This window comes from Bacillus sp. T-10(2022) (genome assembly GCF_056502895.1).
The window spans coordinates 2,543,288-2,569,092 of record NZ_CP113518.1 but is presented as its reverse complement, the minus strand read 5'-3'; the positions used below and the strand labels follow the sequence as shown (position 1 = coordinate 2,569,092).

The window sequence follows — 25,805 nt, the reverse complement described above, 5'->3', positions numbered from 1 at the left end:
TTTCATATATTATCCGAATAAGCAATATGTTTTTCCTGAAGTTTGCGTTTTAAGATTTTACCCACTGCCGTCTTCGGAAGTTCACTTTCAAATGTGATTGCTTTTGGGACTTTAAAGGCAGCGAGCTGCTTTCGGCAATACTCCTTCAATTCGTTTTCAGTTATTCTTTCAGTTGGTTTTAGAACTACCGCTGCGTGTACCGTTTCACCGCGATATTGATCGGGAACGCCAAAGACGGCAGCTTCCAGAACCTTAGGATGGCTGTATAATATATCTTCAATTTCAATTGGATATATATTGAATCCGCCTGCTATGATCATTTCTTTCTTCCGTCCAACAATGTAAAAGAAGCCATCTTCATCCATCTTGGCAATATCACCGGTATGCAGCCATCCGTTTTGAATCGTCTGCCGCGTCTCTTCAGGCATGCCCCAATAACCTTTCATTACCTGTGGACCCTTTATGACCAATTCACCTGGTGTATCAACCAAGAGGGCAGGCTCTCCTGTAATACTGTCAATTATGGCGGCATCCGTATTTTGTATCGGAATTCCGATACTTCCGGGTTTTTGCAGGCCGCTAACTGGATTCCGGTGCGTGACTGGTGACGCCTCGGACAGGCCATAGCCTTCTGCAATCTTTGTCCCGCTCAGATCGTTAAACCTTGACAATACATTCAATGGCAATGGTGAAGAACCCGAAACGCAAGATTTCAATGTATGCAAATCAAATGGATGGGACTGGTAATATTGTAATAAAGCAATGTACATCGTCGGTACCCCTGGAAAAATAGTCGGTTTAAGATCATTGATAATATCGACGATCTCCTTCACCTCAAACCTGGATACAAGAATTAATTCCCCGCCATTATAAAATGTCAGGTTCATCCCTGAAGTCATGCCGTAAACATGAAATAATGGGGAAACGCCTAGTACCCTTTCCTTACCCTTTTGAGTATTGATTCTTGAAGTGGCTGCACTCTGCAGCGTATTGGCAACGATATTACGATGGGTTAGCATCGCCCCTTTAGAACGCCCTGTCGTTCCTCCTGTATATTGGAGGACGGCGACATCTCTAGCAGGATCAATCTCCACACTGAAATCAGCTTCTGTTACTGATAGCAGTTTTTTTGTCATTTCACATTTGCCCTTTTTCAGCGACACGCTCAACACCTTTTCAACATCGGTTTCAGCTATAACGGCTTCAACTATCGGCACTAAATCATCTAGCACAATGATGTGCCTTGCACCTGAGTCTTTCAGGACATGTATTAATTCGTTCGCCTTATACATTGGATTGACTTGGACAACAATGGCTCCATTCAAAAGAGTTCCAAAAAAACCAATTGGATATTGTGGACAATTAGGAAGCATAAGAGCCACACGATCTCCCTTTCCAATCCCTTCAGCAGCAAGCAAGCGGGCACATCTTTTCACTAACGTCCCCAACTCTGAATATGTATACCTCTGCTCCATGAACGTAACCGCTGTTTTATCCGAATATTGTTCGACTGATTGATAAAATAGTTCTGTCAAAGACATGTCAGGAATATCAATCTCGCTTGGATTTCCTTGCGGGATATGTTTTTTCCAAGGTCTATCCATTGGCCCTCCCCTTTCTTCATTCAAAAAAATAAAGAAGTCATACTAAACAATATGCAAGGAGTGTGCCAAAAATAAATCGTTATGTTACGTTGATTCAATCAATGGTAAAATTCAAAATTGAATTATTTGCTGCGCCCTTAATAATATTAGGTTCATAATGCTAGGATTTAAAATTGACTCAATAAGTCATTTTTGAATTTAGAGATGCTTTTGTAAAAGGACTCAACTTGTAGTGCGGGGCATGTGGGGATTTTTTTCTTGAAGGGTATTTTTTTAAAAATAAAACGGGATGCTGATCAAGATCAGCATCCCGTTTTAAAAAATGATTCACTGCTCTATGGCGGAGTCATCTTCCAATGATATTTTCCATAATTCTTTCGCTTTTCCACTGACCGTTTCATCAAAAACAAATGATCCATTCGTATATCGATCATGATTTTTTAATGAAGCGGCATGAATCGTTTCAATGGTTCCCTTTTCAGAAAGAATGAATAGACTGTCAGTTTTGTTAATGATATCAAATCCAATGACCCTATGAGGATTCGATTTCAATTCCCTCAAGACCACGACACCGCGTTTTGCCCGGCTCGTTTTTTCAAACTCGGTTAATTTCATTTTCTTTATGGCCCCGCGCTGTGTAACGATAAAGATCGATTCTTTACTATCCTTGGCCAAAACCTTTCCGCCAATGACATAATCATCTTCTTTCAAATTAATCCCTTTGACTCCTGCTGCCCGAACACCGACAACACTTACTTCTTCTTCATCAAACCATAAACCATAGCCGTTATGGGTGACCAGGAAAAGGTCAGCCTGTCCATCGGTATGATGGACATCGACAAGTTCATCGTCACCTTTTAAATTGACACCAACCAGCGGTTTTGAATGACGCTGGGCTTTATAGGAAGCTAATTCTGTCTTTTTCACCATACCATTTTTCGTGATGAACACTAAGAATTCCGGCACGGCAAACTCTTTGATTGGAATCGCTTTTATGATTTGTTCTTCCCTGTCGATTGGAATGATGTTCGCGATATGCTGACCGGTTTCCTTCCAGCGAATATCAGGAAGTTGATGAACTGGACAATAGAGGTAGTTCCCTTTGGATGTGAATAGCAACAGGACATCCGTCGTATTCATCTCCAACCTCTGGAGCAGGCGATCGGAATCCTTCATGCCAAAATCAAGACCGCCTGATGCTGCATAAGATCGTAACGAAGTCCGTTTTACATAGCCTTCTTTCGTCACGGTCACCATCACGTCCTCACTCGCAATCAAGACTTCAAGATTGATTTTGATTTCTTCAATTTCTTTTTCGATTTTGGAACGCCGTCCGTCATCAAAGCCCTTTTTAATGAATCGAAGTTCTTTTTTAATTACTTGAAGAAGAACTTTTTCACTGCCAAGAATCTTTGTCAATTCCTCAATTTTGTTTTTCAATTCCGCTGCCTCTGCTTCAAGTGCTGTAATATCCGTATTTGTCAGCCTGTATAGCTGCAAGGAGACAATGGCTTCAGCTTGCGCTTCTGTAAAATCGAATTTAGCAATGAGGTTATCTTTGGCATTCCGTTTGTCTTTAGATGCACGGATGACAGCGATGACCTCATCTAATATAGACAAAGCCTTCACTAAACCATCGACGATATGTGCCCGGTCATGTGCCTTTTGCAATTCATAACGTGAACGGTTCACGATTACTTCTTTACGGTGTTCGATATATGCATCGAGCATTTTTGGCAGGCTCATCAATGTTGGCCGTTTTTTATAAATCGCGACCATATTGAAATTGTATGCAATTTGGAGATCGGAATTTTTGTATAAATAATGCAGGACTCCATTTGCATCTGCTTCTTTTTTCAGTTCGATGACAATGCGCAGTCCTGTACGGTCGGTTTCATCTCTTACTTCGGCGATACCTTCCACTTTCCGGTCTAGGCGGAACTCATCCATTTTCTTAACAAGGTTGGCTTTATTGACTTCATATGGGATTTCAGTGATGACGATTTGCTGTTTGCCCCCCCGAATCGTTTCCACTTCCGCCAACCCGCGAATGATTATTTTCCCTTTACCTGTTTCATAGGCCTTACGAATGCCTTCAATGCCTTGAATGATACCGCCAGTAGGAAAATCCGGCCCTTTAATGACCGTCATTAAGTCAGCGACAGTCGCTTCCGGCTTATCGATTCGCATAATGGCCGCATCAATGACTTCACCTAGTTGATGTGGCGGGATTTCAGTGGCATAGCCTGCTGAAATTCCTGTAGAGCCATTTACAAGCAGGTTAGGGAACATCGCAGGCAATACAATGGGCTCTTCCGAAGTATCATCAAAGTTCGGTACAAAATCGACCGTCCTTTTTTCAATATCCCGCAGCATCTCGGAGGCTATCGATGAAAGCCTTGCTTCCGTATACCGCATCGCAGCAGGCGGATCACCATCAATACTACCGTTGTTTCCGTGCATTTGGACCATGACCTTCCGCAGCTTCCAGTCTTGGCTCATCCGAACCATTGCCTCATAAACGGATGAATCTCCGTGAGGGTGATAGTTACCGATTACATTACCGACCGTTTTTGCGGATTTTCTGAATCCTTTTTCCTGAGTATTTCCTTCTACATGCATCGCATACAATATCCTGCGCTGCACCGGTTTTAAACCGTCCCTTGCATCTGGAAGTGCCCGATCTTGGATAATATATTTACTGTAACGCCCGAAGCGGTCACCAATTACCTCTTCAAGCGGCAAATCCCGAAACGTTTCTTCAAATACCATCGTTATTGACCTCCTCTTCAATCGACATATTTTCATTATCTAAAATATTCGATTCCTCTTCGAGACCAAAAGCGACATTGGCTTCAATCCACTTACGACGCGGTTCAACCTTATCTCCCATCAAAGTTGTCACACGTCTTTCCGCACGTGCCCCATCATCGATCTTCACACGTATCAATGTCCTTGTTTCCGGATTCATGGTGGTATCCCATAATTGATCGGCATTCATCTCACCCAGCCCTTTATAGCGCTGAATCATATAGCCTTTCCCCACCTTGTCTATCGCTCCCTGAAGCTCCTCGTCGCTCCAAGCATATTCAATGACTTCTTTCTTCCCGGTCCCTTTACTCACTTTATATAAAGGGGGCAAGGCAATGTAAACCTTTCCTGCCTCTATTAACGGCTTCATATAGCGATAAAAGAATGTCAGCAGCAGCACTTGGATATGGGCTCCATCCGTATCGGCATCAGTCATGATGATCACTTTATCATAGTTAGTGTCCGGCGTATTGAATTCCGCCCCGACACCTCCGCCGATGGCATGGATGATCGTATTTATTTCCTCGTTTTTAAAGATATCCGCCAGTTTTGCCTTTTCCGTATTGATAACTTTACCCCGCAATGGAAGAACTGCTTGGAAACGGCGATCTCGTCCTTGTTTAGCGGATCCCCCAGCAGAGTCCCCTTCTACAAGATACAGTTCATTCCGTTCGGGATTTTTCGATTGAGCTGGTGTTAATTTCCCAGAAAGGATGGCATCGGATTTTTTCCGTTTCTTCCCGCTTCTTGCGTCTTCACGAGCCTTGCGTGCCGCTTCCCTTGCTTGGAACGCTTTAATCGCTTTTTTAACCAATAGGGTACTCGTGGTCGGATCTTCTTCAAAAAAGTAGGCTAAGTGCTCTGATACGATGGAATCGACTGCAGAACGGGCTTCACTTGTTCCAAGCTTGCTCTTGGTTTGTCCTTCGAATTGAAGAAGTTCTTCAGGGATACGTACTGAAATGATTGAAGACAAGCCTTCACGTATATCGGTACCTTCGAGGTTTTTATCTTTTTCCTTCAATAGCCCCATCTTTCTGGCATAATCATTAAATGCCCGTGTCATGGCCGTTTTTGCGCCAATCTCATGGGTGCCTCCATCTTTTGTACGAACATTATTGACAAAGCTTAAAATATTCTCTGAATAGCCATCGTTGAATTGAAAGGCGAGTTCGACTTCTATCCCATTTTGTTCCCCTTCTAAGCTGACTACACTATGAAGGGTCTCTTTTTCTTCATTTAAATAATCGACAAACGCTTCAATTCCATTTTCATAGTGAAAAACTTCATTATGGTCGTTACGCTCATCCGTCAATTCTATCTTCATGCCTTTTAAAAGAAAGGCTGATTCGCGAAGACGCTCACATAAGATCTCATAATTAAAAGTAGTCACCGAAAATATTTTTGGATCGGGCTTGAAGTGGATCTTGGTACCGGCTTGATTGGTTTTACCGATTTTCTCCAGTGTGGTTTCTGGCTTTCCGCCATTGAAAAACCGTTGTTCGTAAATGAACCCGTCCCTTTTGATCGTCACGACAAGCCATTCAGACAACGCGTTAACGACCGAAGCACCGACTCCATGAAGGCCTCCACTCGTTTTATATCCGCCTTGTCCAAATTTACCTCCAGCATGAAGAATCGTCAAAATGACTTCAGGCGTCGGTTTACCTAATTTATGCATGCCAATAGGCATTCCGCGCCCTTTATCAGACACACTTACACTGTTATCTTTATGTATTTTCACACTAATTTGGTCTCCATATCCAGCTAAAGCCTCATCTACGGAGTTATCTACAATCTCGTACACTAAATGATGAAGTCCGCGTGCATCAGTACTGCCGATATACATACCGGGACGTTTTCTGACCGCTTCGAGTCCTTCCAGTACCTGAATTGCATCATCATTGTACTCGATTGTTTTTACTTTCTTTGCCACAGAAATTCCCCTTTCCTTACTAAACACAATTTCCGGGCCAAATCATACTGCAATGAAATGACTCACTAGCTTAATAAATCCATTCATACGTTAATATCATATAAAAAGTATAATACTTTTACGAATAAAGAACAAGTGTTCTATTTTTTTCGTCCCTTTTATTAGCGTTAGCACCTTGATTGGAACATGAAAACGTATCATAGCTACCATTCTAATTGTAGCGGTAAATTTTCATTTGGCAAATATACTTTTATTATTTTAATCAAATTAAGCTTTAATGGCTTAAATTTTCCCTGCATTTTAGTTTATCTCCGGGTTGAGATACAGCGATACCTTAAAAAAAGAGCGGAAGTTCCGCTCTTCATTTTTACTTAGTAAGGGCGTGTTCGACTTTTATGCATCGATTCATGATGACAGTATATCCTTTTTCTTTCAAAAAATTATACGCTTCTTCATTTTCCACCCCTAGCTGCGCCCAAAAGATATCTGCATCGATTTCAGCAAATTCCTTGGCTATCTCAGGAAGGAACTCTGAACGGCGGAAAACATTGACGATATCGACGTGCCCTTCAATATCTTTCAGGGCTTTAACTGCCTTCACACCCAGCACTTCAGATACAGCAGGGTTTACCGGGATGATTTCATAACCGCTATCCTGCATAGCCTTCGATACCATATATGAAGTGCGCTCAGGGTTATCAGATAAACCAACGACAGCGATGCGCTTCGAATTTTTCAACATCTTTCCCATTTCTTCTCTGCTTGGATTTTCTATCATTCTTTTCAATCCCCTTTATAATAAAATGTAATATTTGAATAAAGAGTATTCCTTAACAAGTGTATTTTACGGATTACCATTATTAAGAAAAACCATTATACAAGAAATAATAGGTTTCGAAAAGGCATGACTCACTTAACTGCCTTTATGTTCATACAGACTACCACGTATTGTAACAATTTATACAAGGAGGCATCCTTCATTTTATATTTACGAAAATAAGGAAGGCTAAACCTTTTACCCTTCATGAACTTAACGTATATCAAAAGATGTAAGTTCATCAAGGAAAATTCATTTTTTTAGTGGATTTTTTTTTGGACAGCCGTACCATTTTGTCACGAAAATGTTACAATAAGAGAAGCTTAACAGGCATTTTAAGGCTGTTTTTGGCTATTTCTACACGTTTATTTTTGAAAAAGGGAACAATCGTCCCTTGAACGTGATAAAAAAAGAAGATTTTTCTTAAAAGAAAGGGTAATAGAATGCTTACATTTATCACTATACTGGCTGCCTACCTGATCGGCTCGATTCCTTCCGGTTTAATAATCGGTAAAACTTTCTACAAAATCGACATCCGTGAGCATGGCAGTAAGAATCTAGGCGGGACAAATACCTTCAGGACACTTGGTGTCAAGGCAGGGCTAACCGTTACTATCATGGATATACTTAAGGGTACCCTAGCAACTTTTCTGCCGTATATACTAGGCGTGGACATGCATTTATTGTTAGCTGGAGTTATTGCGGTAATCGGTCATATGTTTCCCATTTTTGCAAACTTTCGGGGCGGAAAAGCGGTGGCAACTTCTGCTGGTGTCATTCTTGCTTATGAACCATGGTTTTTTGTCTTTGCCGTCATCATCTTCTTTATATCCTTATACATATCCAAATATGTCTCGCTTTCATCCATGATTGCTTGTCTACTTGCTCTCATCTACAGTTTAGTTTTTCATATTGAAGATTTGGCGCTCATTATTGTAATCAGTTTAATAACGATCTTCATTTTTTACCGGCATCGCGCAAATATCAAGCGGATTATCGATAAAACTGAACCGAAGGTAAAGTGGTTGTAAAACACACCATATCCAAGTGAAAAATAGGCCCGTATGCATGGGCCTATTTTCCATTCTACAATTCATTTGCCGTGTTATTCAGGATACCGGCATGCCTCGAAACCATTTCAGTGGCGTTTCCGATTTCCTGGATGATTGACACTAATCCCTGAATTGTCATTTCCATTTCTGCAGAATCCGTTATATTCCCTTTGATGACTCCGATTATTTCATTGAAGGAATTTTCTGTTAACTCCGATTCCTTCTCGCCTGCTTGAACGACTTCCTTGACCCTTAGGACTGAATCAACAACATCTTTCATATATTCATTTGATGTTTGTACGATTGCATCTATTTCAGTTATCGATTTTTTAGTCTGTTCAGCAAGTTTCCTGACCTCATTCGAAACGACCGCAAATCCACTACCATGTTCACCTGCCCGTGCTGCCTCGATGGCTGAGTTCAATGAAAGTAAATTTGTCTGGTCGGCCATTCCCTGTACAAGCTTAACAAACTCGGTAATGCTTACGAAGGATTGGTTTAATAAAACGATCTTTTCATCAACATTTTTCATGAAAATAACAAGGTTTTGTATCTTTTCCGTTAAGATTTGCATGCGATTCTGTCCCTCTTCAGCCATTGTTTTTGAACGAAGTGATTGTTCAGCGCGCGTTGCAATCTGCGATTTGATATATTGCCCGTTTTCTATCAATTGCTTAACGGAAGCATCTGTTTCTTCACTTAAATTCAAGACTTCTTCACTAACTAACGAGATTTTCCTTCTCACTTCCTCTTTTATTTCTTTATATTGATTTTCCCTAGCATTTAAATTTTCCACTTCATATGCCTCAAGGACTAACTGCTGTTCCAGATTGAGTATTTTTCCTATCGCTGATATTAATGCCCGCTGTTCTTCTTCATTCTTGGTTTGATCAAAGACAATTCTTTGCAAGTGATTTTGAACATTTTGAAAACCGGATGAATACCACAGGGGCTGTAGGCCAATACGATAATGAGTCTTAGCCACCTTATTCCGTAATTCAACAAACTCATCGTCAATCACACCATTGAATAAAGATAACATATGAGTAATTAACGTTTTCCTCAATTTTCCCACTGTGCTGTGCGACGTAATAATCCCTTTCAATTCAGGAACCTGCAGAATCGTTTGATAAAAGGCATCAACAACTCCCTCTACCTGGGGCTCAATTGCCTCTCTAAAGGCATGGATCAGCTTTAAATCGAATTCAGTTAAATCGATGATAGTCACCTGCAGTTTCACCTGTTCACTGCTTACATCCAATATGCCATCTGTTTCTTTTGCTTTTTGAAACCAGATTGCTTTTTCCGGCTTCGCTTTCATGAAGATCCCCATATCCCACTCCCCCTGATTTTGTATTTCACGATAAAGCGGATCCAAGATATTCCACCAACACTATATAGGCCTTTGTATCCAATTCAAATAAGAATAATTAGATTCAGATCAAATAAATAATTCATTTAGACTACACATATTTTTATTTTGGCCTCAATCCAAGTCTTTTGTCAAGGTAAAAGGACCTAAAATTCTTTTACCTTAACTGCCCATCAAATGAATAGTATGGTGGATAAATGGTCAAGTAAGGATTGAATAATTGAAGAACAGAGGCTACACTGGAACTAGCTATTAAATATCGATAGGAGAAAGTGCCATGAAGCCATTGCAAATATCACCGGAAACCGCATTAAAGTTATCCAAGTCACTAAACTTGCCTTTAGAGCAAATCATGCATATGCCTACACCCGTTTTGCTGAGAAAGCTTGCCGAGGCTGAAGCAAAAGAAAAAGAAAAGGGAAATACAAAATAGCTGCAGGAATCTGCAGCTATTTTTGTGGATACTCATATGTGTGCGAAACTACCTTACGGATTAGAAACCGATTAATCAATTTCGTCGCATAATAGTATTTCCTTTTAGGTCCTCTATGGAATCCTGCCAGTTACTAATTAAATACTCTAGCCTTATAAATCGGGATATTTCCGTACTCCCTTTTAACATTTCGTTTTCCGTAAATCGTCACAATAAATAATTTCAGTATCTTGCATAAAAATACCAAAATCCTTAATATTCTTCTGCTACTTTGTGATATTTAGCTTAGGAATCAAAAAAAGCAAAAAAACCGCACATGGGCGGTTTTCAATTGAAAGTCAATTCTTTTGCCCAATCAGGCAAAGGCTTTTTTTTGACTGATATTAATTGTTCATTTTCATAGGTACAGACAAATTCTTGTGGTGGTTCATCCTGTAATATATCTTTTAGGTAATACTTTATGTTGGACACAACATCAATTGCCTCCATAACCCATTGATATGGCTTCCAGGCAAGTTCCCCTTCATCACAGGCAGATAGCCCGCCCCCTGCATCTTCAGCTCTGTAAACATACATTCCACCCGTTTGATTCCATGTCACGATCCCTCGAAAGGCCATCCCCCTTACTTTCAATCCAGTTTCTTCAAAAATTTCGCGTTCCATCGATTCATCGATGGTTTCACCTTGTTCTATCTTCCCGCCTATACCATTCCATTTATGCTTATTGGGATTCTTTTGGCGAAATAGCATCAACACTTCGACTTCGTTGAATTTTTTTCGGGTTATGAAACAAATATTATAGATAATATCCATGGGTTATATCCTTTCTTGAACGCACATTATTCGCATCTACTTCATAATTACTTTATACTTAAATAACGAACATCTAGGAAGGAGAATGAGTATGAAACTGACCATTTCCGATCAAGCAGCTAAGTGGTATATTGATGAGCTGGGGCTTCAAGAAGGCTCTCATTTGCGCTTTTATGTAAGATATGGCGGGCATAGTACCGTCCAAAGCGGCTTTTCATTAGGTATCATGCAGGAAGAACCTGAAACTGCAGCAGCCGCAACAACTATGAATGAGATTAATTTTTATGTAGAAGAAAAAGATTTATGGTACTTTGATGGTCACGATTTACTTATTACTTTTAATGAAAAACTGACTGAACCAGAATTTCACTATGAAAAGAGCGCTTGACAATAAAGCAGCGGTGTAACCGCTGTTTTTTCTTGTTCAATCGAGCAGACGCTCTTTAATATCTTCCGCCCTAAGAATTTCCGCTTGCTTTTCCCCTAAAAGATCGAAATGTGAATAGCCATCCTTCCTGTGATGAATCCACTCTTTTTTAAGCCCGTATTGCTTACCCCACTCCGATAAACGCCGTAAATCTTTGCATCCGACTTTTGTAACCGTCTTGCAACCGGGAAATCGGTCATCCAGCCAATAATGAGTTAAAAAAGCTATTTGGCCTTGATCGATTTTCTGCTTCCAGGCTACTACATCTACCCGTTTAATTCCAAAAGCCATTTTTGTTCACCTCAATAATTGTAATTAAACCAATTCATCCTGCTTTTTATTTTTCTCATAGGCCTCATGCCATTCAGGATACATGCGTTTAATGGATATCGGGCGGAAGCTCTCCTTTTTAACGCAAACGTGGGAAGAATGACCAGTAGCCGCCACTTCATTTTTCCCATTGACGATCTCATACCCATAAACGACCCGCAAGCCGTCATATTTTTCAATCCAGGTTTTAACTTTTACCTTATCACCATATCTAACAGGGGTTTTATACGAAGCATGAATATCCATAACAGGTGAGAGGATGCCATCCGCTTCCATATCAGCATAATAAAATCCTAAATCATTTATCAATTTTGTCCTGCCCAGTTCCATCCATATAAGATAATTCGCATGGTAAACAACACCCATTTGATCTGTCTCTGCATATCGCACTTCAATTTCGTTTTCAGCTATGAACATTTTGTTTCCCCACTTTCATTTCTATTGCAATAAACATTTTACCATAACAATTGTGCAAATTTCATTTAAGCTGTCTTAATCTGGGCTGCTTCCCTTCAATGAACCTAAATAAAAGAGGAGAAAGATTTCCCGCCTCTTTCTCCCCTTACCTAGTTGCTTACATATTATCGTTACTATAACCGCTTTCCCGTGCTTCCTGCTCATCTTGCATTTCTTCCTTCATTCCATCAATGCTCTTTCTTCTTCGTTCATTTTTAGCCTGAATTGCCTGTTTTTCCTCCCCTGAAGAGAATGATAACGTTTCATTTGCAGCGATTATGTTTTCTTCCGTATTTTCTATAGCATCTTGAATTTTTTCAACATTATCCAAACGATTATCCGGATTGTGCTTATTTGTGCCCATTAATTTCACCTCATGTTTTTTTATTTACATAATATTATTACGATTACTTTATTAAGCCTTGATTACTCGCCTTTAGTTTGAATGACCTGAGGATGTTTCCCGGATTTGTCCTGCATTTTCTTACCGTTATTCCCACCTGCAGCTATTGGTTGTGTCCCTAGATGGCTCGGTCTAAAGTGTTTGGAATCTTTTTTTGGATTACCCATTTTATCGCCTCCTTCTCTTATCCTTCTCTTATCATGGATAAAAAAGAGGAAATTCATGAATGCCAGTTTTTGAAAAAGCCATGAAAAAAGAGCCAGCACCTTGAAGGGACCTTCATGGTACTGGCTCTTTTTAAGCAAAACCTATTCGGCCTTTTGCATATGTTTTTTTTCAAGACGTTCCTCAAGTCTTTCCATTTGCTTAACGTCCATCAATAATTCCCTTTTGTTTTCTTTAATTAATTCTTCAAATGTCCTTTTTCTTTTTTTCATGCTTTTCACCTACTTATTTTTAATATAATTTTCAGTATTGCCAAATTAACGTAAAATTATGACTATATGGTTTATATCCCTTTAATTATCATAATTATCAGATTTTTAACCTGTTTAAAATTCCATTATCCGCTCTCTATACTTTAACCCTTTTTCCATGAACATTAACCATAATTTTTTGATTTTTTTGATTTTTCCATTAAAGTTTGACAACTTTGTTAACATACAAAAAACGGAACCTCATAAAGGCTCCGTCAGACTGAAGACTAACCTCGATGAAAATCGAGTTTGTCTTCAGTTTTTTTGGTTTGTACAATGGACATTGATTTCCTCTCCAGGCACTCGCTTTCCGCGGGCGGTCCGGGAGCCTCCTCGCCCCAAGCCGGGTTTGGGCACCGAATTTCGCTAATTCCTTCAATACTGGTGGAACTTCATAAAGTTCCCCTACTGCATACTATTTATATTTCGTTCCATATCTTTTAATTGCATGGCTGAAATTACCTTATTCCTGATGATGCCTTCTTTGTCGATGAAGTAAGTTGTCGGTATGCTAAGAATCTTGTAGCGCTCATTCACTGGATTTTTGGCACTTTGACTGTCCAGCGGTATGGTAAATGTAATTCCATTATCCTCTACAAATGCTTGTACATCATTTTCGGGGTCAATATTGACGGCAAGTACGACGACATCATCACCCGCTTGCTGTGTATATTTCTCCATATCCGGCATTTCCTTCTTGCAAGGCGGACACCACGTTGCCCAAAAATTCAGCATAACCTTTTTGCCCTTATAATCCGATAATTCAACTTGTTTCCCATCCAAAGTTTTCAGGGAGAAATTGGGTGCTTTAGCTCCTATTTTCAATCCGCCTAAAGCATCTTTTTCGTCATTTTCCTTTGAGTCATTATCCATCGCCTGCACGATCGCTACAGTAATAAGTGATAGTAAGGCCACCGAAGCAATAATTTTTTTAAGCATACTCGTCCCCCTAGTCCCATTACAATAAAAATATTAGTCCATTTCCAGAAATAGAACAACTTCCCTATTCCATCTTAACAATAAAAGGATCTCCGGAAAAGTGCAATTCCTTTAAATCATAACATGATATCACATTGTTTCATAAACTTGACACAAAAAAAGCGGTAAACCTGATAAGTAGGTTTACCGCTTCCTAAAAGCTGAAATTAGCCTTTTAATTTATTACGTAATACCATTTGAAGGATACCACCGTGACGGTAGTAGTCTATTTCGATTTCGGAATCGAAACGAACAAGTACATCAAATTCTTTTACGTTTCCAGCTTCATCAGTAGCTGTAACTGTTACGATATCACGCGGTTTAACTGTTTCGTCGATTTTAACTGCGATCGCTTCTTTACCAGTCAATCCAAGCGTTTCAGCGTTTTCGCCTTCTTTGAATTGAAGTGGAAGAACACCCATTAATGCAAGGTTAGAACGGTGAATACGTTCAAAGCTTTCAGCGATGACTGTTTTGATGCCAAGAAGGTTAGTACCTTTCGCAGCCCAGTCACGAGAGCTTCCCATACCATAGTCTTTACCAGCGATTACTGCAAGACCTGTTCCATCAGCTTTGTATTTCATACAAGCATCATAGATAGCCATTACATCGCCTGTTGGCCAGTAAGTTGTGTATCCACCTTCTGTACCTGGAGCAACTTGGTTACGGATACGGATGTTTGCGAACGTTCCGCGCATCATCGCTTCATGGTTACCACGACGAGAACCGTAAGAGTTAAAGTCACGCGGTTTCACACCGTTTTCACGAAGATAGATACCAGCTGGTGTATCTTTACCGATTGCACCTGCAGGAGAAATGTGGTCAGTTGTAACTGAATCACCGAATTTACCAACTACACGCAAGCCGGAAAGTGGGTTAACTGAACCCGGTTCTGGTGATAATCCTTCAAAGAATGGAGGATTTTGAATGTATGTTGATTTAGAATCGAAAGCATAAATCGCTTCGTTGCTTGTTTGGATTTCATTCCAACGTTTGTTATCGTTGAATACTGTTTCGTATTCTTTACGGAATAATTCCGGTGTAACTGTTGCTTTAACAGCAGCGTTAACTTCTTCTTGTGATGGCCAGATATCAGCAAGATATACATCGTTACCATCTTTGTCTTTACCAAGTGAATCATTGTTAAGATCGAAGTCCACAGTACCAGCAAGTGCATATGCAACAACCAAAGTTGGAGAAGCAAGATAGTTTGCTTTCACTAGTGGATGAATACGACCTTCAAAGTTACGGTTACCAGAAAGTACTGAAGTTACTAGAAGATCTGCTTCAGCAACAGCTGCTTCGATTTCGTCAGCCAACGGACCTGAGTTACCGATACATGTTGTACAGCCGTAACCAACTACGTTGAATCCTAATTGATCAAGGTATGGTTGAAGACCTGCATCACGAAGGTAACCAGTAACAACTTTAGAACCTGGTGCCAATGATGTTTTTACATAATCCGGAACAGTCAAGCCTTTTTCAACTGCTTTTTTAGCAATAAGACCTGCTCCAAGCATTACGTACGGGTTAGAAGTGTTCGTACAGCTTGTGATTGCAGCAATTGCAATCGCACCTGTTTTCATTACCGTTTCTTTACCATCGGCAAATTTAACAGTTACTTCTTTATCCAATTCAGAATTGTCCATGCCAAAACCTTGGTTGCCCATAGGTGCGTTGATGGCGTCATGGAAAGATTTTTTCATTTGAGAAAGTGGAATCAAATCTTGCGGGCGTTTAGGGCCTGAAAGGTTTGGTTCAATTGCTGAAAGGTCGATTTCCACAACATCATTGTATGCTGGATCTTCGTTTTCAGGAGAGTAGAACAAACCATTTTCTTTGCAGTATGATTCAACCACTTTAATTTGTTTTTCATCACGGCCTGTTAAGCGCATGTAATCGATCGCTTCTGCATCAACAGGGAAGAAACCAACTGTAGCACCGTATTCAGGAGCCATGTTAGCGATTGTTGCACGGTCAGCAAGTGGAAGGTATCCTACTCCTGGGCCGTAGAACTCAACGAATTTACCAACTACGCCGTGTGCACGAAGAACTTGTGTTACTTTCAATGCAAGGTCAGTAGCTGTTGTACCTTTAGGAAGTTGACCAGTCAGTTTAACACCAACCACTTTTGGAACTGGGAAGTAAGAAGGCTGTCCAAGCATGCCTGCTTCTGCTTCGATACCGCCGACACCCCAACCAAGAACACCAATACCGTTGATCATTGTAGTATGTGAATCTGTACCGAAAACAGAATCAGGGAATACTTCGAAGTCGCCGTTTGGAGTTTCAACAGCGTGAACCACGTTCGCAAGGTACTCTAGGTTAACTTGGTGAACGATACCAGTTGCCGGTGGAACTGCACGATAGTTGTTGAATGATTTTTGAGCCCAGCTTAGGAACTGGTAACGCTCTGCATTACGTTCGAATTCAAGATCCATATTGGCATCAAGGGAATCCATCGTACCTGCTTTATCAACTTGTACAGAGTGGTCAATTACAAGGTCAACCGGGATTTCCGGGTTGATTTTGTCAGGATCTCCACCAAGAGCGGCGAAAGCATTACGTAAAGAAGCTAAATCAACAACAACTGGAACACCAGTGAAATCTTGTAGGATTACACGTGATGGCTTGAACGGAACATCTATATCTTGTTGCTCGCTTGTTCCCCATTTAGCAAGGTTCGCAACGTGTTCTTTAGTGATTACTCTTCCGTCTACTTGGCGAAGTACCGCTTCAAGTAATACTTTAATGGAATATGGAAGGCGTGATACTTTGCCATCCCCTGCTTTTTCAATAGCGTCTAGGCTGTAGTAGTTGTAGCGTTTCCCTTCAATTTCAAAGGACTTACGCGCTTGGTATACGTCATTTTTCGTCATGAATATTACCCCCTATTAAACTGTCAGAACGTATTCTGCACATAAAAGTAAAACCTGGTTCACTGAAACCATGTTTACTATAAATATAAGTAAAAAAGTTAGTTTGTCGAATTTTCTCTCTCTTCTCCCACCCTAACTTTTCCTTCAACTTAATACTAATATAGAAATGAGTATAAGTAAATAACAAGAAAGTTATTGTTTTTGATAAGTTTCCCTTATAGAAAAAAATCCCCCACATATTAATGTGCATTTATGAAGCCTTGCTGATATGAGTTTTAATGAAAATACCCCTAATTATGGCCTGATAAATTATTCCAGCAAAACATATTAGTACTTCATACATAATCATTCGACATTATCGCATTCTATGGGTGGAGGTGTCGAAATGACAAAACAAAAGGCAAATCATGTTATACCGGGTATGAATGCTGCAAAAGCGCAAGGTAATGGAGCTGGATACAATGATGAATTGGGAAATGAACCGCCATTATCGGAAATGCAAAGGCAAAACAATAAAAAAAGAAAGAAAAACCAATGATTTCCCTCATTTCTAGGCTTTAAACAGGATAGGCTTTTTGAAATGGCAGTTGTACTGCATTTTTCAAAAAGCCTATTCCATTCTAAAATCAGGAAACGCAAAAGTAATACGCGCAAAACTCATGACGATAGAACCCGTCACTCAATAGTCCCCAGAATTCACCTCATTGACGATTGCCTGAATATCCTGTTCGAATTTTTTCAATTGTTCTTTCTGATGTTCGGAAGCGGTGACTAAAGCAGATTGTATTTGCTGATAGGCCTCGTTCACTTCCTGCTTCACATGTTTCAATTCCGTTCCGTAATTCGGTGCGTTTTTCTCAATGGATGAGTATACATCGAATACTTGCTGATAACTTTGCTGGGCTTCCTGGAAAGTCCTTCGCTTATCTTGTTTATCCTGCATTTGGGTTCAGCTCCTTAAATATAGTGTCCATCCATAGCATGTACGAGGTTTGCAAATATATGTATGTGAATAAAATTTCACGGACTGATTATCTTAAGAGATAGGAGGGATCGAACATGAACAAAAACGATGGTAAAGATATTCGAAAAAATGCTCCTAAAGGAAATAATCCAGGTCAACCTGCACCGTTAAGCGGTTCTCATAAGGTGAAAAACAGACAGCACTCCCGTCAGAAGCATAATAGCAGTCATGATATGTAAGCTGCTTAAATAATCGTTCCATAACAAAGCGGTGCCGCCAAATAAGGCAGACACCGCTTTCGTTTTATATTTGTGCAGCAAATTAGTCTCATGGAAAATGTTCGATACCTTCCTATTATATGGGCTTCTTTTTTTGGCACTCTTTCACGGTTTAAACGTGAATTTCAAGTCCGTGTGAGTCCATTTCAGCCAAAATAACGATGATATAACGTTTTTGCCTCTGCAATATCTTTTGTTCCATGAATCAATGCCCGTCCGTCTTTAAAAACGACCAACCGATGGGTTCCGATAGTAAAAGAAAGTAAATAAGGATTCCTGACGATCTTACCACCTTGTGCGAGAAGATTATTTTCGAGTTCCGCTAAGTCTCGTTCAAGCTTCATTGCCGGCCGAATCTGGACAGAATCCCTTCCGCATAAAACGGCAGTCTTTGTTCGATTTGAATAAGAGAGGTGGGGATACGTTCGGTTTGACCCACATGACAAACAAGTGTCTTTTTTTAATTGCGCTACATTTATGGATGAATGTTCATTTTTCCAAAGATCAAATGAAACAATTTTGTTTCTCAGAGATTCATGATCTTCGACAAGGATTTTTAAAGCTTCCGCCATTTGATGAGCAACGACCGTTTGAACAGCAGGGCTGATGATTCCCGCCGTATCACATGTCAGTCCTCCCATTGGAACCGTTTCCAGCAAACAATTCAAACATGGGGTCGCCTCTGGAATCACTGTGTAACTTATCCCATAACTTCCTACACAGGCCCCGTAAATCCACGGTATTTTATATTTTTGCGCAGTATCGTTAATAAGCATCCTGGTGTCGAAATTATCAGTCGCATCCATTATTAAATCCACGCCTTCAACCAGCTTCGCCAATTCATCAACCGAAACATCCGCCACATATGAATTTACGATAACGTCCGAATTTAGCGCATTCAAACGATTCTTCGCTGCCACTGCTTTCGGTATTCTTTTTTGTGCATCATCTTCACAATAAAGCTGTTGTCTTTGAAGGTTGCTCCACTCTACATAATCTCTGTCCACAATGGTGAGTTTCCCAATTCCGGCTCGTACAAGACCTTCCGCAGTTCCCGTACCAAGAGCACCCGCTCCAATCATTAAAACGTGTTTTTTGCGAATTTTCAATTGCCCTTCTGCTCCAATAGGGCTAAAAAGTTCCTGACGTGAATAACGTTCATTCATCCAATGCTCAATCCTTCAACTGGGCTGCTTGCTATCGCATAATCATTTTTTTCGATTCTTCCTGCTTCATACCCTAATCGACCTGCCTCAATGGCAAGTTTCATTGCTTTCGCCATTTTGACTGGGTCTTTTGCTCCCGAAACAGCAGTGTTAAGCAATACGCCATCCGCCCCTAATTCCATGGCGATTGCCGCATCGGAGGGCGTTCCAATCCCTGCATCAACAATTACTGGAACCTCTGATTGTTCCATGATGAATCGTAAGTTCAGTGGGTTTATAATGCCCTGTCCAGAGCCAATTGGTGAAGCTCCAGGCATGATTGCATGGCATCCCACTTCCTCTAGGCGTTTAGCGAGCAACACATCATCCGAAGTATAGGGTAATACGGTGAATCCGAGTTTCACTAATTCTTCAGCAGCTTTCAAAGTTTCAATCGGATCAGGCAGCAGTGTTTTTTGGCAGCCAATGACTTCTACCTTAATCATGTCACATAAGCCAGATGCCTTTGCAAGATGGGCTATGCGCACTGCTTCCTTGGCTGTTTTAGCTCCTGCTGTATTGGGAAGGAGTGTGTATTTTTTCAAATCAAGCTTTTCCAAAAAATTTGGCTGACTGGCTTCAAAAATGTTCATTCTCCGGACCGCAAATGTTAATATTTCCGTCTCCGAAACCTCCACTGATTGCTTTTGAACATCGAAGTTTGGATATTTTCCAGTACCTAATAACAATCTTGAAGAAAATTCATAAGAACCAATCTTTAACATAATCATCCGCCTCCTACAAAATGTACAATCTCTACCTTGTCTCCATTTGACAAAAGTGTTTCACTTAAACTTTCTTTTGCTAATATTTCATCATTCAATTCAACAATCACTACTTTTTGATGTAAATTAAAGTGTTGCAAAAGCCCTGTAACTGTTGATTCATCGGCAGGAATCCGTATTTTTTCGCCGTTAATGATCAATTCCAATTCATCCACCTCCATTAAGAAAAAAGGGTCTGTATCAAACGGTCCAATCGAAAAGCGGACCATTCGGGATTTATCTTCCTTTCTAAAATATCCGCTATAAGTACACCTGTAATCGGGGAAAGCAGGATGCCATTCCTGTAGTGCCCCGTTGCAATGAAAAGTCCTTTGCATGCCGGATGTTCACCAAAGTACGGCAAGCCGTCCCCAGTTTGTGGGCGTATACCTGCCCATGTCTTTTCCAATTCGGTTCCTTTAATCGCCGGAAGTAATTGCGTTGCTCTTTCTATTAAAGTAGAAATCCCGTCAAGACTTACCTTTTGATCGAAAGTGCCCGCCTTAACCGTTGCCCCGACAATGATTCTTCCGCCAACTTTGGGCACAAGATAGCAGCCATGCGAGAAGATCGTTTTTTCAAGCAATGGACGATCGGTCAGGACTGAAAAGCACTCTCCCTTTACAGGATAACTGTCGAGTTTCATCCCAAATTTTTCAAGGAGGAAAGCACTCCAAGCCCCACCTGCCACGATGACATTTTCACTTGAAAATGCACCTATGTTCGTCACCACTCCCGTTACACATCCGTTTTCAGTAACTAAGTCGGAGACATGAACAAATTCCTTTATATCTACACCAAGGGCAGCGGCAGATTCAGTAAAAGCTAGCGACAGCCTAGTGGCAGAAACTTGTCCATCCTTCGGAATGAACATGGCTCCCTTAATCTCATCCGATAGAAGCGGTTCCGTTTTCCTTATTTCGGCAGTCGATAGCCACTCAGCCTCAAGTCCCGCATCTTGCTGGGCTCTGATCATGTTCTTCAACTCGGCTACCTGATCATTCGTTAGCGCCACCTTAAACATGCCCTTGTTCACTAATTCGATGTCTATTCCACTTATGTCCTTTAATTCTTCCGACAGTGCAGGAAACATCCCCCTGCTTCGGCTTGCCAATGTAAAAAGCGGGTTATCAGCTTCTAACTCGGCTTGTGCCCCTAACATCCCGGCTGCAGCACTGGATGCTTTACTGGCAAGTCTATCTTTTTCCAATAAAAGGACCTTTTTACCTCGTTTGGCTAATTGAAAAGCAATGGATCCACCTATTACTCCTCCCCCAACAATGATTGCATCATATATGGAATTCATCTTATGTCTCCTTTCCCAAAGACTTCGAATATTCTTTAACGGCTTCAATCGGATTTTCAGCTTCAAGGACACCTGACATTACCGCAATTCCACGTGCCCCCGCATCCAGCACGACTTGGCAATTGAAAGGTGTTATTCCGCCTATCGCAATTATCGGAAGATTGACATTTCTTGAGATTGCATGAAGCTCCTCAACTCCCCTAGGAGGAAGGCCGATTTTTGAAGCCGTTTCAAAAACATGTCCATAAATCGCGTAATCGGCCCCTTTGCTGAATGCGGCATTCGCTTCATCTATGGAATGGATCGAACAGCCAACATTCATCCCTGGAAAAGCTCCTTTTACGACTTCTGCATCTAAACTATGAAAAGCCAATTGCACACCAAATACTTTGTGTACCCAAGCTACATCCACCCGGTCATTAATGATTATCTTAGAAAGCGGAATCTTATTATCATGTAGCAGGGTCACTGCTCGATAAAGTTCCGATGCACTCATATGCTTTTCCCTTAGATAAAAGAAATCAACATGTTCCTGAATGTTTGAAGCGATTTCCACAAACTTTTCAATTGGCTGTTTCCCAGTAGAAATAATATGCAATTCATGTGCACTCATACTAAGGACTCCTAACAAGTAAAGTTACAATCTCATAAAATCAAATAGAAACTAACGGGAATTGAATCGACAGATAATAGCCGGCCAACAACAGGATGATAAAGTACAGAATGAAACCATGGTCCTTTTTTGAAAACCCAAATTCATAATAGAATGTTCGATCCCGTGTGTCTGTAAATCGCTTTGCTTCCATAGCAACCGCGATTCGGTGAGCACGTCTGATGCTTCCGGATAACAACGGGATGGAATAGGCTTTCATTTTAAAATATAACGCTTTTATCCCTTTTCCCCTTTCGAAGCCGCGTACCTTCATCGCGTTTCGGATCGTTTGGAACTCCTCCATCATGATGGGAATCAGCCTTAATGCCGCCATGAAACTATAGGCATATTTCGGTTTAAGCTTAACTTGCTGCATTAACGAATAAAACAAGTTCACTGGTCTCGTCGTTAAGGAAAAAGTTAAACCAAGGATCGCAAAGAACAAAGCTCGAAAGCCTACCAGTAATCCCCTCATGAAACTTTCTTCCGTAATCGATATAAGGCCCCACTCAAACCAAAGCGTCTCACCTTGCCCGAATAATATCATTGCAGAAGAGGTGGATATAAAAATGAAACAAAAGGGAATCGACAAAAGTAAGATGTGCTTTATCGAATGCCCGGTAAAAAACAAAAATAAAAGTAATACGCCAATGGTGATATTCATCATATAATTAAGGTCATGAATGAATAACGCCACGATGCATAACACAATCAGCACACCAAGTTTAAGGCTTGGATTAATTCTATGGAGCCATGTTTCTGCATTTGAAACATCCATCTACATGACACTCCTTTTAACTTTGGTATCCACAAATCCTGATTGCGCAATGTTTTCATCACTAATTACGTTTCCGTCCTTAACCGTCCAGATCCTGGTTGCAAAGTTTTTTGAAATATGATCGTCATGAGTTACCATGATCACTGTTATTCCGCGTCTTCGATATTCTTCAAACCATTCCAGTAATGCAAAGGTATTTTTCGAATCTTGGCCAAAGGTTGGCTCATCCAGGAGAATGATTTTTTTGTCTATAACGATTGAGGCGGCTACGCTTAAGCGACGCTTTTGACCTATTGATAATTGAAACGGATGTTTATCCCGATGTGCCTCCAGGCGGAACACTTTAAGCAATGAGCGGACTCTCTCATCTATTTCTTGTTGCGGCCTTTTATCAATTCTCAATGAATAAGCAATCTCTTCATATACAGTATTTGCAACGAACTGAAACTCAGGATTTTGAAAGACAAACGTCATATGATCCGTTGGATTTTTCACCTTTTTAATGGGTGTTCCCAATAATTCATACTTACCATTCGTTTTTATGAACTGCATCAGTGCATGCAAAAGAGTACTCTTCCCCGCGCCATTTTCCCCCCTGATTACAATCCATTCCCCTGAATGTACCTTCAGCTCTTCAACCTTGATTTTTTCCTCTTTATTCCGAAAACCGCTAAAGCCCTGCACATCCATAAGAGGTGAATCATCTGTAAATGGGTGTTCCCGAACCGGTGCATACTTCTGTATATATTCATCCCAAACACCTGGGAACCAAATTCCATGCTCTTTCATTTCATTTTTATATAGTGAAAGAATGGTGTCTCTTGGACCATCAGCTATGATTTGACCGTCATCGTTAAAAAGCACGATTCGTTCAATGAATTCTAAAACATGGTCAATTTTATGCTCGACGATAATAACCGTTTTGTCTCGTCCGACTTCCTTCAACAATTCCCAGATTTCTTTCGTTCCTTCCGGATCAAGCATGGCGGTTGGTTCATCTAAAAATATCACGTCTGGTTCAAGGGCCAATACTGAAGCGATTGCCAGACGCTGTTTCATCCCGCCTGATAATGTTCCAATACTTGTATGGCCCAGGTTCAATCCTACTTTACGGAAATGATTTTGAATCTTCTCTTTCATTTCTTCTTTAGGGACGGAAAGATTCTCAAGGACGAAGGCAATTTCCTCATCGGCAAATGGCATGCAAAACTGACTATCAGGGTCTTGAAAAACATATCCCCATGAAGAAGGGCATTTCAATTTCTCCGTTTTCATCGGTACTTCGATAGAATTTGGAATCAATCCGCTTAACACTTGTAAAAGAGTCGACTTACCACATCCTGATGGTCCCAACAATAGCACTTTTTCTCCTTGATCAAACGATAGTGATAGGTCCTTGAATATTAAAGATTCATCACCGGGAAATTTCATTCTTAACTTTTCAACAAAAACGATTGGTTCCATGGCCCTCAACCTCTACTTTTGATCCAGTTCTGCATAATCTTTATTTGAAACCGGACGCACAAGATTAGTTACACCTGTTGCTTCCAGGACTTTAACTAGATAATAAGCAGTCACACCTGCAAAGAATATGGAACCCAAAAACCTCGCTATCATGAATAACGATAGATTCCAAGTAGAAAGCGCACCTATTTCCCCGTATGCAAAATCCATGATAACTGATGCCAGGCAGGAAGCTATCGCAGCTAAAACGGCCACCGGCATATTGAATTTTTTATATTTGAACGCCATGAACACCAGTTCCGCGAACAAACCTTGTACCACCCCATATAACAGCACGGTCAGCCCCCATGGTGAACCAAGAAAGAATTCCCCGGAAGCTGCTGCTATCTCCGCCAAAAGTGCCACACCCGGTTTCCGTAAAATTAAAAAGGCGACGGGGCCAGCTATAAACCACATTCCATAAATAAGTTGATCCAAATGTAACCCGAATGGTTTAACGGAATAATAGATCGAACCCCAAAGGATATAAACGATTCCAAATGCTACCGCAATTACGATCGTGACCAATATGTCCGTTAATTTCAATCCTTTTTTCATTGTTTCATTCCCCTTTATACTTCTAGTGTTTCCTTATGCACAGGCCATGTCTCTAAACGATAAGCCATTTCCCAAAATGAGTATTCATATTGGCTGCTGAGGATAAAATGCTCTTTCATTCTTTCCTTATCTTCGTCTGTCACTTTTTCAGCAATCTCATCAAGCCTCGCAATTTGCTCTTCCACCAAAGTGCGGAACCACTCCCCTCCGTAAGCCGCTATCCATTCTTGATAAATCGGCTCTTCCGGCATGCACCCTTGCAGTCTTTCACCTATTTCATAATACAGCCAGTAACATGGCAAGATAGCTGCAATAACATCCCCTAAATGTCCCGAATATGCCGCACGATACATATGGGAGGTATAAGCATAAGCAGTCGGGGCAGGTTTGAAATTATCCCGTTCTTCTTTTGTGATGCCTAATCTCTCAGAAAAATTCTCATGAAGCTTCAACTCCGCTTCATATGTTCCTTGTGCATGGCCCGCAAGCCTGCTTGTTGTATGTAAATCCGTAGCTTTGACTGCCCCTAAAGCTTGAACTCTAGCAAAATGAGATAAATAATAGGAATCTTGCATGACATAAAAACGGAAACACTCCAATGGCAATGTGCCATCTCCTATTCCTGCAACAAACGGGTGATTAAAACTAGCTTCCCAAATATGATCAGCTTCCTGACGAATTTCCTCTGAAAACTTCATGTCCATTACCTCCAAATTATATTTTTCAAGAAATGTTACGGAAAAAAACCTTTTATCACCCCTTTTTTTGCAAACAAAAAACCACTTTCTTAAACGTAAAGAAAGTGGTTGTACTTGAAATAATACAGAAACGTATTGTTCCAGACCCCACTTCCCTACGCTGGTATAAACCAGATCAGGTTCTAAGGGTCTTAAAGTCATACTTTAATCTCAGCTTCTGCGGTAAAAATCAACTTTCACCTATAAAGCACCCCTAGTGGTACAAATTGTATATTAAATTTCATTTGCCTTTATATTAACACGATAAATCCA

At 40.6% G+C, this 25,805-nt stretch carries 28 protein-coding genes, 1 pseudogene and 1 riboswitch; of the genes and pseudogenes, 5 read left to right on the top strand and 24 right to left on the bottom strand.

The window, feature by feature from the left end; genetic code table 11:
• Nucleotides 1-2: 2 nt before the first annotated feature.
• The 4 genes from OSJ91_RS12545 to OSJ91_RS12530 all read right to left on the bottom strand — a co-directional run bounded on the left by OSJ91_RS12545 (nucleotide 3) and on the right by OSJ91_RS12530 (nucleotide 7,129).
• A complete protein-coding gene (locus tag OSJ91_RS12545) occupies nucleotides 3-1,604 on the bottom strand; it encodes a long-chain-fatty-acid--CoA ligase (protein ID WP_485891719.1) in 1,602 nt (533 codons plus the stop codon).
• Nucleotides 1,605-1,931: 327 nt separating this feature from the next.
• Entirely contained in the window at nucleotides 1,932-4,376 is a 2,445-nt protein-coding gene (parC, locus tag OSJ91_RS12540; RefSeq protein ID WP_485891718.1) for a DNA topoisomerase IV subunit A, read from the bottom strand.
• Nucleotides 4,366-6,330, bottom strand: coding sequence for a DNA topoisomerase IV subunit B (parE, locus tag OSJ91_RS12535; RefSeq protein ID WP_485891886.1), 1,965 nt, complete (start codon nucleotides 6,328-6,330; stop codon nucleotides 4,366-4,368). Before parE ends, parC begins: the two co-directional genes overlap by 11 nt.
• Nucleotides 6,331-6,718: 388 nt before the next feature.
• Nucleotides 6,719-7,129, bottom strand: coding sequence for a CoA-binding protein (locus OSJ91_RS12530; protein ID WP_241588751.1), 411 nt, complete (start codon nucleotides 7,127-7,129; stop codon nucleotides 6,719-6,721).
• A gap of 482 nt (nucleotides 7,130-7,611) precedes the next feature.
• Between OSJ91_RS12530 and plsY the strand changes: the two genes are divergently transcribed.
• The gene (gene plsY, locus OSJ91_RS12525; RefSeq protein ID WP_350302464.1) at nucleotides 7,612-8,199 is read left to right on the top strand and encodes a glycerol-3-phosphate 1-O-acyltransferase PlsY; all 588 of its coding nucleotides are present in this window, start codon (nucleotides 7,612-7,614) and stop codon (nucleotides 8,197-8,199) included.
• 55 nt (nucleotides 8,200-8,254) lie between these two features.
• On the opposite strand, the gene OSJ91_RS12520 is transcribed toward plsY, so the two are convergent.
• Entirely contained in the window at nucleotides 8,255-8,752 is a 498-nt protein-coding gene (locus tag OSJ91_RS12520) for a methyl-accepting chemotaxis protein (RefSeq protein WP_485891885.1), read from the bottom strand.
• 267 nt (nucleotides 8,753-9,019) lie between these two features.
• A pseudogene (locus OSJ91_RS12515) lies at nucleotides 9,020-9,541 on the bottom strand (protoglobin domain-containing protein); the annotation flags it as partial.
• Nucleotides 9,542-9,869: 328 nt separating this feature from the next.
• Here OSJ91_RS12515 and OSJ91_RS12510 point away from each other — a divergent pair.
• Entirely contained in the window at nucleotides 9,870-10,025 is a 156-nt protein-coding gene (locus OSJ91_RS12510; RefSeq protein WP_350302462.1) for a YycC family protein, read from the top strand.
• Nucleotides 10,026-10,352: 327 nt separating this feature from the next.
• Here OSJ91_RS12510 and OSJ91_RS12505 read toward each other — a convergent pair whose 3' ends face one another.
• Nucleotides 10,353-10,838 carry an NUDIX hydrolase gene (locus tag OSJ91_RS12505; RefSeq protein WP_350302461.1) on the bottom strand — a complete coding sequence of 162 codons (486 nt, stop codon included), beginning with the start codon at nucleotides 10,836-10,838 and terminating at the stop codon, nucleotides 10,353-10,355.
• Nucleotides 10,839-10,929: 91 nt separating this feature from the next.
• Between OSJ91_RS12505 and OSJ91_RS12500 the strand changes: the two genes are divergently transcribed.
• Nucleotides 10,930-11,226: a HesB/YadR/YfhF family protein gene (locus tag OSJ91_RS12500; protein ID WP_101221899.1), complete on the top strand. Its 297-nt coding sequence runs from the start codon at nucleotides 10,930-10,932 to the stop codon at nucleotides 11,224-11,226.
• 36 nt (nucleotides 11,227-11,262) lie between these two features.
• On the opposite strand, the gene OSJ91_RS12495 is transcribed toward OSJ91_RS12500, so the two are convergent.
• The 7 genes from OSJ91_RS12495 to acnA all read right to left on the bottom strand — a co-directional run bounded on the left by OSJ91_RS12495 (nucleotide 11,263) and on the right by acnA (nucleotide 16,787).
• On the bottom strand, nucleotides 11,263-11,556 hold the full coding sequence (locus OSJ91_RS12495; RefSeq protein ID WP_101221898.1) for a hypothetical protein: 294 nt from the start codon (nucleotides 11,554-11,556) through the stop codon (nucleotides 11,263-11,265).
• A 24-nt stretch (nucleotides 11,557-11,580) separates the two neighbouring features.
• The gene (locus tag OSJ91_RS12490) at nucleotides 11,581-12,012 is read right to left on the bottom strand and encodes an acyl-CoA thioesterase (protein WP_350302460.1); all 432 of its coding nucleotides are present in this window, start codon (nucleotides 12,010-12,012) and stop codon (nucleotides 11,581-11,583) included.
• A 157-nt stretch (nucleotides 12,013-12,169) separates the two neighbouring features.
• Entirely contained in the window at nucleotides 12,170-12,415 is a 246-nt protein-coding gene (gene tlp, locus OSJ91_RS12485; protein WP_230176396.1) for a small acid-soluble spore protein Tlp, read from the bottom strand.
• A gap of 62 nt (nucleotides 12,416-12,477) precedes the next feature.
• Nucleotides 12,478-12,621: an acid-soluble spore protein N gene (locus OSJ91_RS12480; protein WP_057275900.1), complete on the bottom strand. Its 144-nt coding sequence runs from the start codon at nucleotides 12,619-12,621 to the stop codon at nucleotides 12,478-12,480.
• 141 nt (nucleotides 12,622-12,762) lie between these two features.
• A complete protein-coding gene (locus tag OSJ91_RS12475) occupies nucleotides 12,763-12,891 on the bottom strand; it encodes an FbpB family small basic protein (RefSeq protein WP_072272906.1) in 129 nt (42 codons plus the stop codon).
• 444 nt (nucleotides 12,892-13,335) lie between these two features.
• Entirely contained in the window at nucleotides 13,336-13,869 is a 534-nt protein-coding gene (locus tag OSJ91_RS12470) for a TlpA disulfide reductase family protein (protein ID WP_350302459.1), read from the bottom strand.
• Between the two features lie 206 nt (nucleotides 13,870-14,075).
• Entirely contained in the window at nucleotides 14,076-16,787 is a 2,712-nt protein-coding gene (gene acnA, locus OSJ91_RS12465; protein ID WP_137023029.1) for an aconitate hydratase AcnA, read from the bottom strand.
• Between the two features lie 385 nt (nucleotides 16,788-17,172).
• On the opposite strand from acnA, the gene sspO reads away from it, so the two are divergent.
• On the top strand, nucleotides 17,173-17,325 hold the full coding sequence (sspO, locus tag OSJ91_RS12460; protein WP_034312428.1) for a small acid-soluble spore protein O: 153 nt from the start codon (nucleotides 17,173-17,175) through the stop codon (nucleotides 17,323-17,325).
• Between the two features lie 141 nt (nucleotides 17,326-17,466).
• On the opposite strand, the gene OSJ91_RS12455 is transcribed toward sspO, so the two are convergent.
• Nucleotides 17,467-17,730 (bottom strand): hypothetical protein, encoded by a 264-nt coding sequence (locus OSJ91_RS12455; protein ID WP_230302650.1) that lies wholly within the window; start codon nucleotides 17,728-17,730, stop codon nucleotides 17,467-17,469.
• Nucleotides 17,731-17,846: 116 nt separating this feature from the next.
• Between OSJ91_RS12455 and OSJ91_RS12450 the strand changes: the two genes are divergently transcribed.
• Nucleotides 17,847-17,990 (top strand): small acid-soluble spore protein P, encoded by a 144-nt coding sequence (locus tag OSJ91_RS12450; protein WP_083450736.1) that lies wholly within the window; start codon nucleotides 17,847-17,849, stop codon nucleotides 17,988-17,990.
• A gap of 185 nt (nucleotides 17,991-18,175) precedes the next feature.
• Here OSJ91_RS12450 and OSJ91_RS12445 read toward each other — a convergent pair whose 3' ends face one another.
• From OSJ91_RS12445 to tenA, 9 genes are read right to left on the bottom strand one after another with little or no spacing between them, the layout of a single operon-like run.
• Entirely contained in the window at nucleotides 18,176-19,195 is a 1,020-nt protein-coding gene (locus OSJ91_RS12445; RefSeq protein ID WP_485891717.1) for a thiazole biosynthesis adenylyltransferase ThiF, read from the bottom strand.
• Nucleotides 19,192-19,965 carry a thiazole synthase gene (locus tag OSJ91_RS12440; protein ID WP_485891716.1) on the bottom strand — a complete coding sequence of 258 codons (774 nt, stop codon included), beginning with the start codon at nucleotides 19,963-19,965 and terminating at the stop codon, nucleotides 19,192-19,194. Before OSJ91_RS12440 ends, OSJ91_RS12445 begins: the two co-directional genes overlap by 4 nt.
• Nucleotides 19,962-20,165, bottom strand: a complete 204-nt coding sequence (gene thiS / locus OSJ91_RS12435) for a sulfur carrier protein ThiS (RefSeq protein WP_063233541.1) — start codon at nucleotides 20,163-20,165, stop codon at nucleotides 19,962-19,964. The genes OSJ91_RS12440 and thiS overlap by 4 nt, the downstream gene beginning before the upstream one ends.
• 14 nt (nucleotides 20,166-20,179) lie before the next feature.
• Complete coding sequence (thiO, locus tag OSJ91_RS12430) at nucleotides 20,180-21,304, bottom strand: glycine oxidase ThiO (RefSeq protein WP_485891715.1); 1,125 nt, start codon at nucleotides 21,302-21,304, stop codon at nucleotides 20,180-20,182.
• Nucleotide 21,305: 1 nt separating this feature from the next.
• Nucleotides 21,306-21,917 (bottom strand): thiazole tautomerase TenI, encoded by a 612-nt coding sequence (gene tenI, locus OSJ91_RS12425; protein ID WP_485891714.1) that lies wholly within the window; start codon nucleotides 21,915-21,917, stop codon nucleotides 21,306-21,308.
• A 40-nt stretch (nucleotides 21,918-21,957) separates the two neighbouring features.
• The gene (locus OSJ91_RS12420; protein WP_485891713.1) at nucleotides 21,958-22,734 is read right to left on the bottom strand and encodes an energy-coupling factor transporter transmembrane component T family protein; all 777 of its coding nucleotides are present in this window, start codon (nucleotides 22,732-22,734) and stop codon (nucleotides 21,958-21,960) included.
• On the bottom strand, nucleotides 22,735-24,198 hold the full coding sequence (locus OSJ91_RS12415; protein WP_485891712.1) for an ABC transporter ATP-binding protein: 1,464 nt from the start codon (nucleotides 24,196-24,198) through the stop codon (nucleotides 22,735-22,737).
• 12 nt (nucleotides 24,199-24,210) lie between these two features.
• The gene (locus OSJ91_RS12410; protein ID WP_485891711.1) at nucleotides 24,211-24,795 is read right to left on the bottom strand and encodes an ECF transporter S component; all 585 of its coding nucleotides are present in this window, start codon (nucleotides 24,793-24,795) and stop codon (nucleotides 24,211-24,213) included.
• A gap of 14 nt (nucleotides 24,796-24,809) precedes the next feature.
• Nucleotides 24,810-25,493: a thiaminase II gene (gene tenA / locus OSJ91_RS12405; RefSeq protein ID WP_350302438.1), complete on the bottom strand. Its 684-nt coding sequence runs from the start codon at nucleotides 25,491-25,493 to the stop codon at nucleotides 24,810-24,812.
• A gap of 135 nt (nucleotides 25,494-25,628) precedes the next feature.
• Nucleotides 25,629-25,758, bottom strand: a riboswitch (TPP riboswitch).
• Nucleotides 25,759-25,805: the final 47 nt, after the last annotated feature.

What these genes read in the sequence shown, in the direction of transcription:
- OSJ91_RS12545 (WP_485891719.1), bottom strand. Translation starts at nt 1,604, where the DNA reads ATGGATAGACCTTGGAAAAAACATATCCCGCAAGGAAATCCAAGCGAG.
- parC (WP_485891718.1), bottom strand. Translation starts at nt 4,376, where the DNA reads ATGGTATTTGAAGAAACGTTTCGGGATTTGCCGCTTGAAGAGGTAATT.
- OSJ91_RS12530 (WP_241588751.1), bottom strand. Translation starts at nt 7,129, where the DNA reads ATGATAGAAAATCCAAGCAGAGAAGAAATGGGAAAGATGTTGAAAAAT.
- plsY (WP_350302464.1), top strand. Translation starts at nt 7,612, where the DNA reads ATGCTTACATTTATCACTATACTGGCTGCCTACCTGATCGGCTCGATT.
- OSJ91_RS12520 (WP_485891885.1), bottom strand. Translation starts at nt 8,752, where the DNA reads ATGAAAAATGTTGATGAAAAGATCGTTTTATTAAACCAATCCTTCGTA.
- OSJ91_RS12510 (WP_350302462.1), top strand. Translation starts at nt 9,870, where the DNA reads ATGAAGCCATTGCAAATATCACCGGAAACCGCATTAAAGTTATCCAAG.
- OSJ91_RS12505 (WP_350302461.1), bottom strand. Translation starts at nt 10,838, where the DNA reads ATGGATATTATCTATAATATTTGTTTCATAACCCGAAAAAAATTCAAC.
- OSJ91_RS12500 (WP_101221899.1), top strand. Translation starts at nt 10,930, where the DNA reads ATGAAACTGACCATTTCCGATCAAGCAGCTAAGTGGTATATTGATGAG.
- OSJ91_RS12495 (WP_101221898.1), bottom strand. Translation starts at nt 11,556, where the DNA reads ATGGCTTTTGGAATTAAACGGGTAGATGTAGTAGCCTGGAAGCAGAAA.
- OSJ91_RS12490 (WP_350302460.1), bottom strand. Translation starts at nt 12,012, where the DNA reads ATGTTCATAGCTGAAAACGAAATTGAAGTGCGATATGCAGAGACAGAT.
- tlp (WP_230176396.1), bottom strand. Translation starts at nt 12,415, where the DNA reads ATGGGCACAAATAAGCACAATCCGGATAATCGTTTGGATAATGTTGAA.
- OSJ91_RS12480 (WP_057275900.1), bottom strand. Translation starts at nt 12,621, where the DNA reads ATGGGTAATCCAAAAAAAGATTCCAAACACTTTAGACCGAGCCATCTA.
- OSJ91_RS12475 (WP_072272906.1), bottom strand. Translation starts at nt 12,891, where the DNA reads ATGAAAAAAAGAAAAAGGACATTTGAAGAATTAATTAAAGAAAACAAA.
- OSJ91_RS12470 (WP_350302459.1), bottom strand. Translation starts at nt 13,869, where the DNA reads ATGCTTAAAAAAATTATTGCTTCGGTGGCCTTACTATCACTTATTACT.
- acnA (WP_137023029.1), bottom strand. Translation starts at nt 16,787, where the DNA reads ATGACGAAAAATGACGTATACCAAGCGCGTAAGTCCTTTGAAATTGAA.
- sspO (WP_034312428.1), top strand. Translation starts at nt 17,173, where the DNA reads ATGACAAAACAAAAGGCAAATCATGTTATACCGGGTATGAATGCTGCA.
- OSJ91_RS12455 (WP_230302650.1), bottom strand. Translation starts at nt 17,730, where the DNA reads ATGCAGGATAAACAAGATAAGCGAAGGACTTTCCAGGAAGCCCAGCAA.
- OSJ91_RS12450 (WP_083450736.1), top strand. Translation starts at nt 17,847, where the DNA reads ATGAACAAAAACGATGGTAAAGATATTCGAAAAAATGCTCCTAAAGGA.
- OSJ91_RS12445 (WP_485891717.1), bottom strand. Translation starts at nt 19,195, where the DNA reads ATGAATGAACGTTATTCACGTCAGGAACTTTTTAGCCCTATTGGAGCA.
- OSJ91_RS12440 (WP_485891716.1), bottom strand. Translation starts at nt 19,965, where the DNA reads ATGATTATGTTAAAGATTGGTTCTTATGAATTTTCTTCAAGATTGTTA.
- thiO (WP_485891715.1), bottom strand. Translation starts at nt 21,304, where the DNA reads ATGAATTCCATATATGATGCAATCATTGTTGGGGGAGGAGTAATAGGT.
- tenI (WP_485891714.1), bottom strand. Translation starts at nt 21,917, where the DNA reads ATGAGTGCACATGAATTGCATATTATTTCTACTGGGAAACAGCCAATT.
- OSJ91_RS12420 (WP_485891713.1), bottom strand. Translation starts at nt 22,734, where the DNA reads ATGGATGTTTCAAATGCAGAAACATGGCTCCATAGAATTAATCCAAGC.
- OSJ91_RS12415 (WP_485891712.1), bottom strand. Translation starts at nt 24,198, where the DNA reads ATGGAACCAATCGTTTTTGTTGAAAAGTTAAGAATGAAATTTCCCGGT.
- OSJ91_RS12410 (WP_485891711.1), bottom strand. Translation starts at nt 24,795, where the DNA reads ATGAAAAAAGGATTGAAATTAACGGACATATTGGTCACGATCGTAATT.
- tenA (WP_350302438.1), bottom strand. Translation starts at nt 25,493, where the DNA reads ATGAAGTTTTCAGAGGAAATTCGTCAGGAAGCTGATCATATTTGGGAA.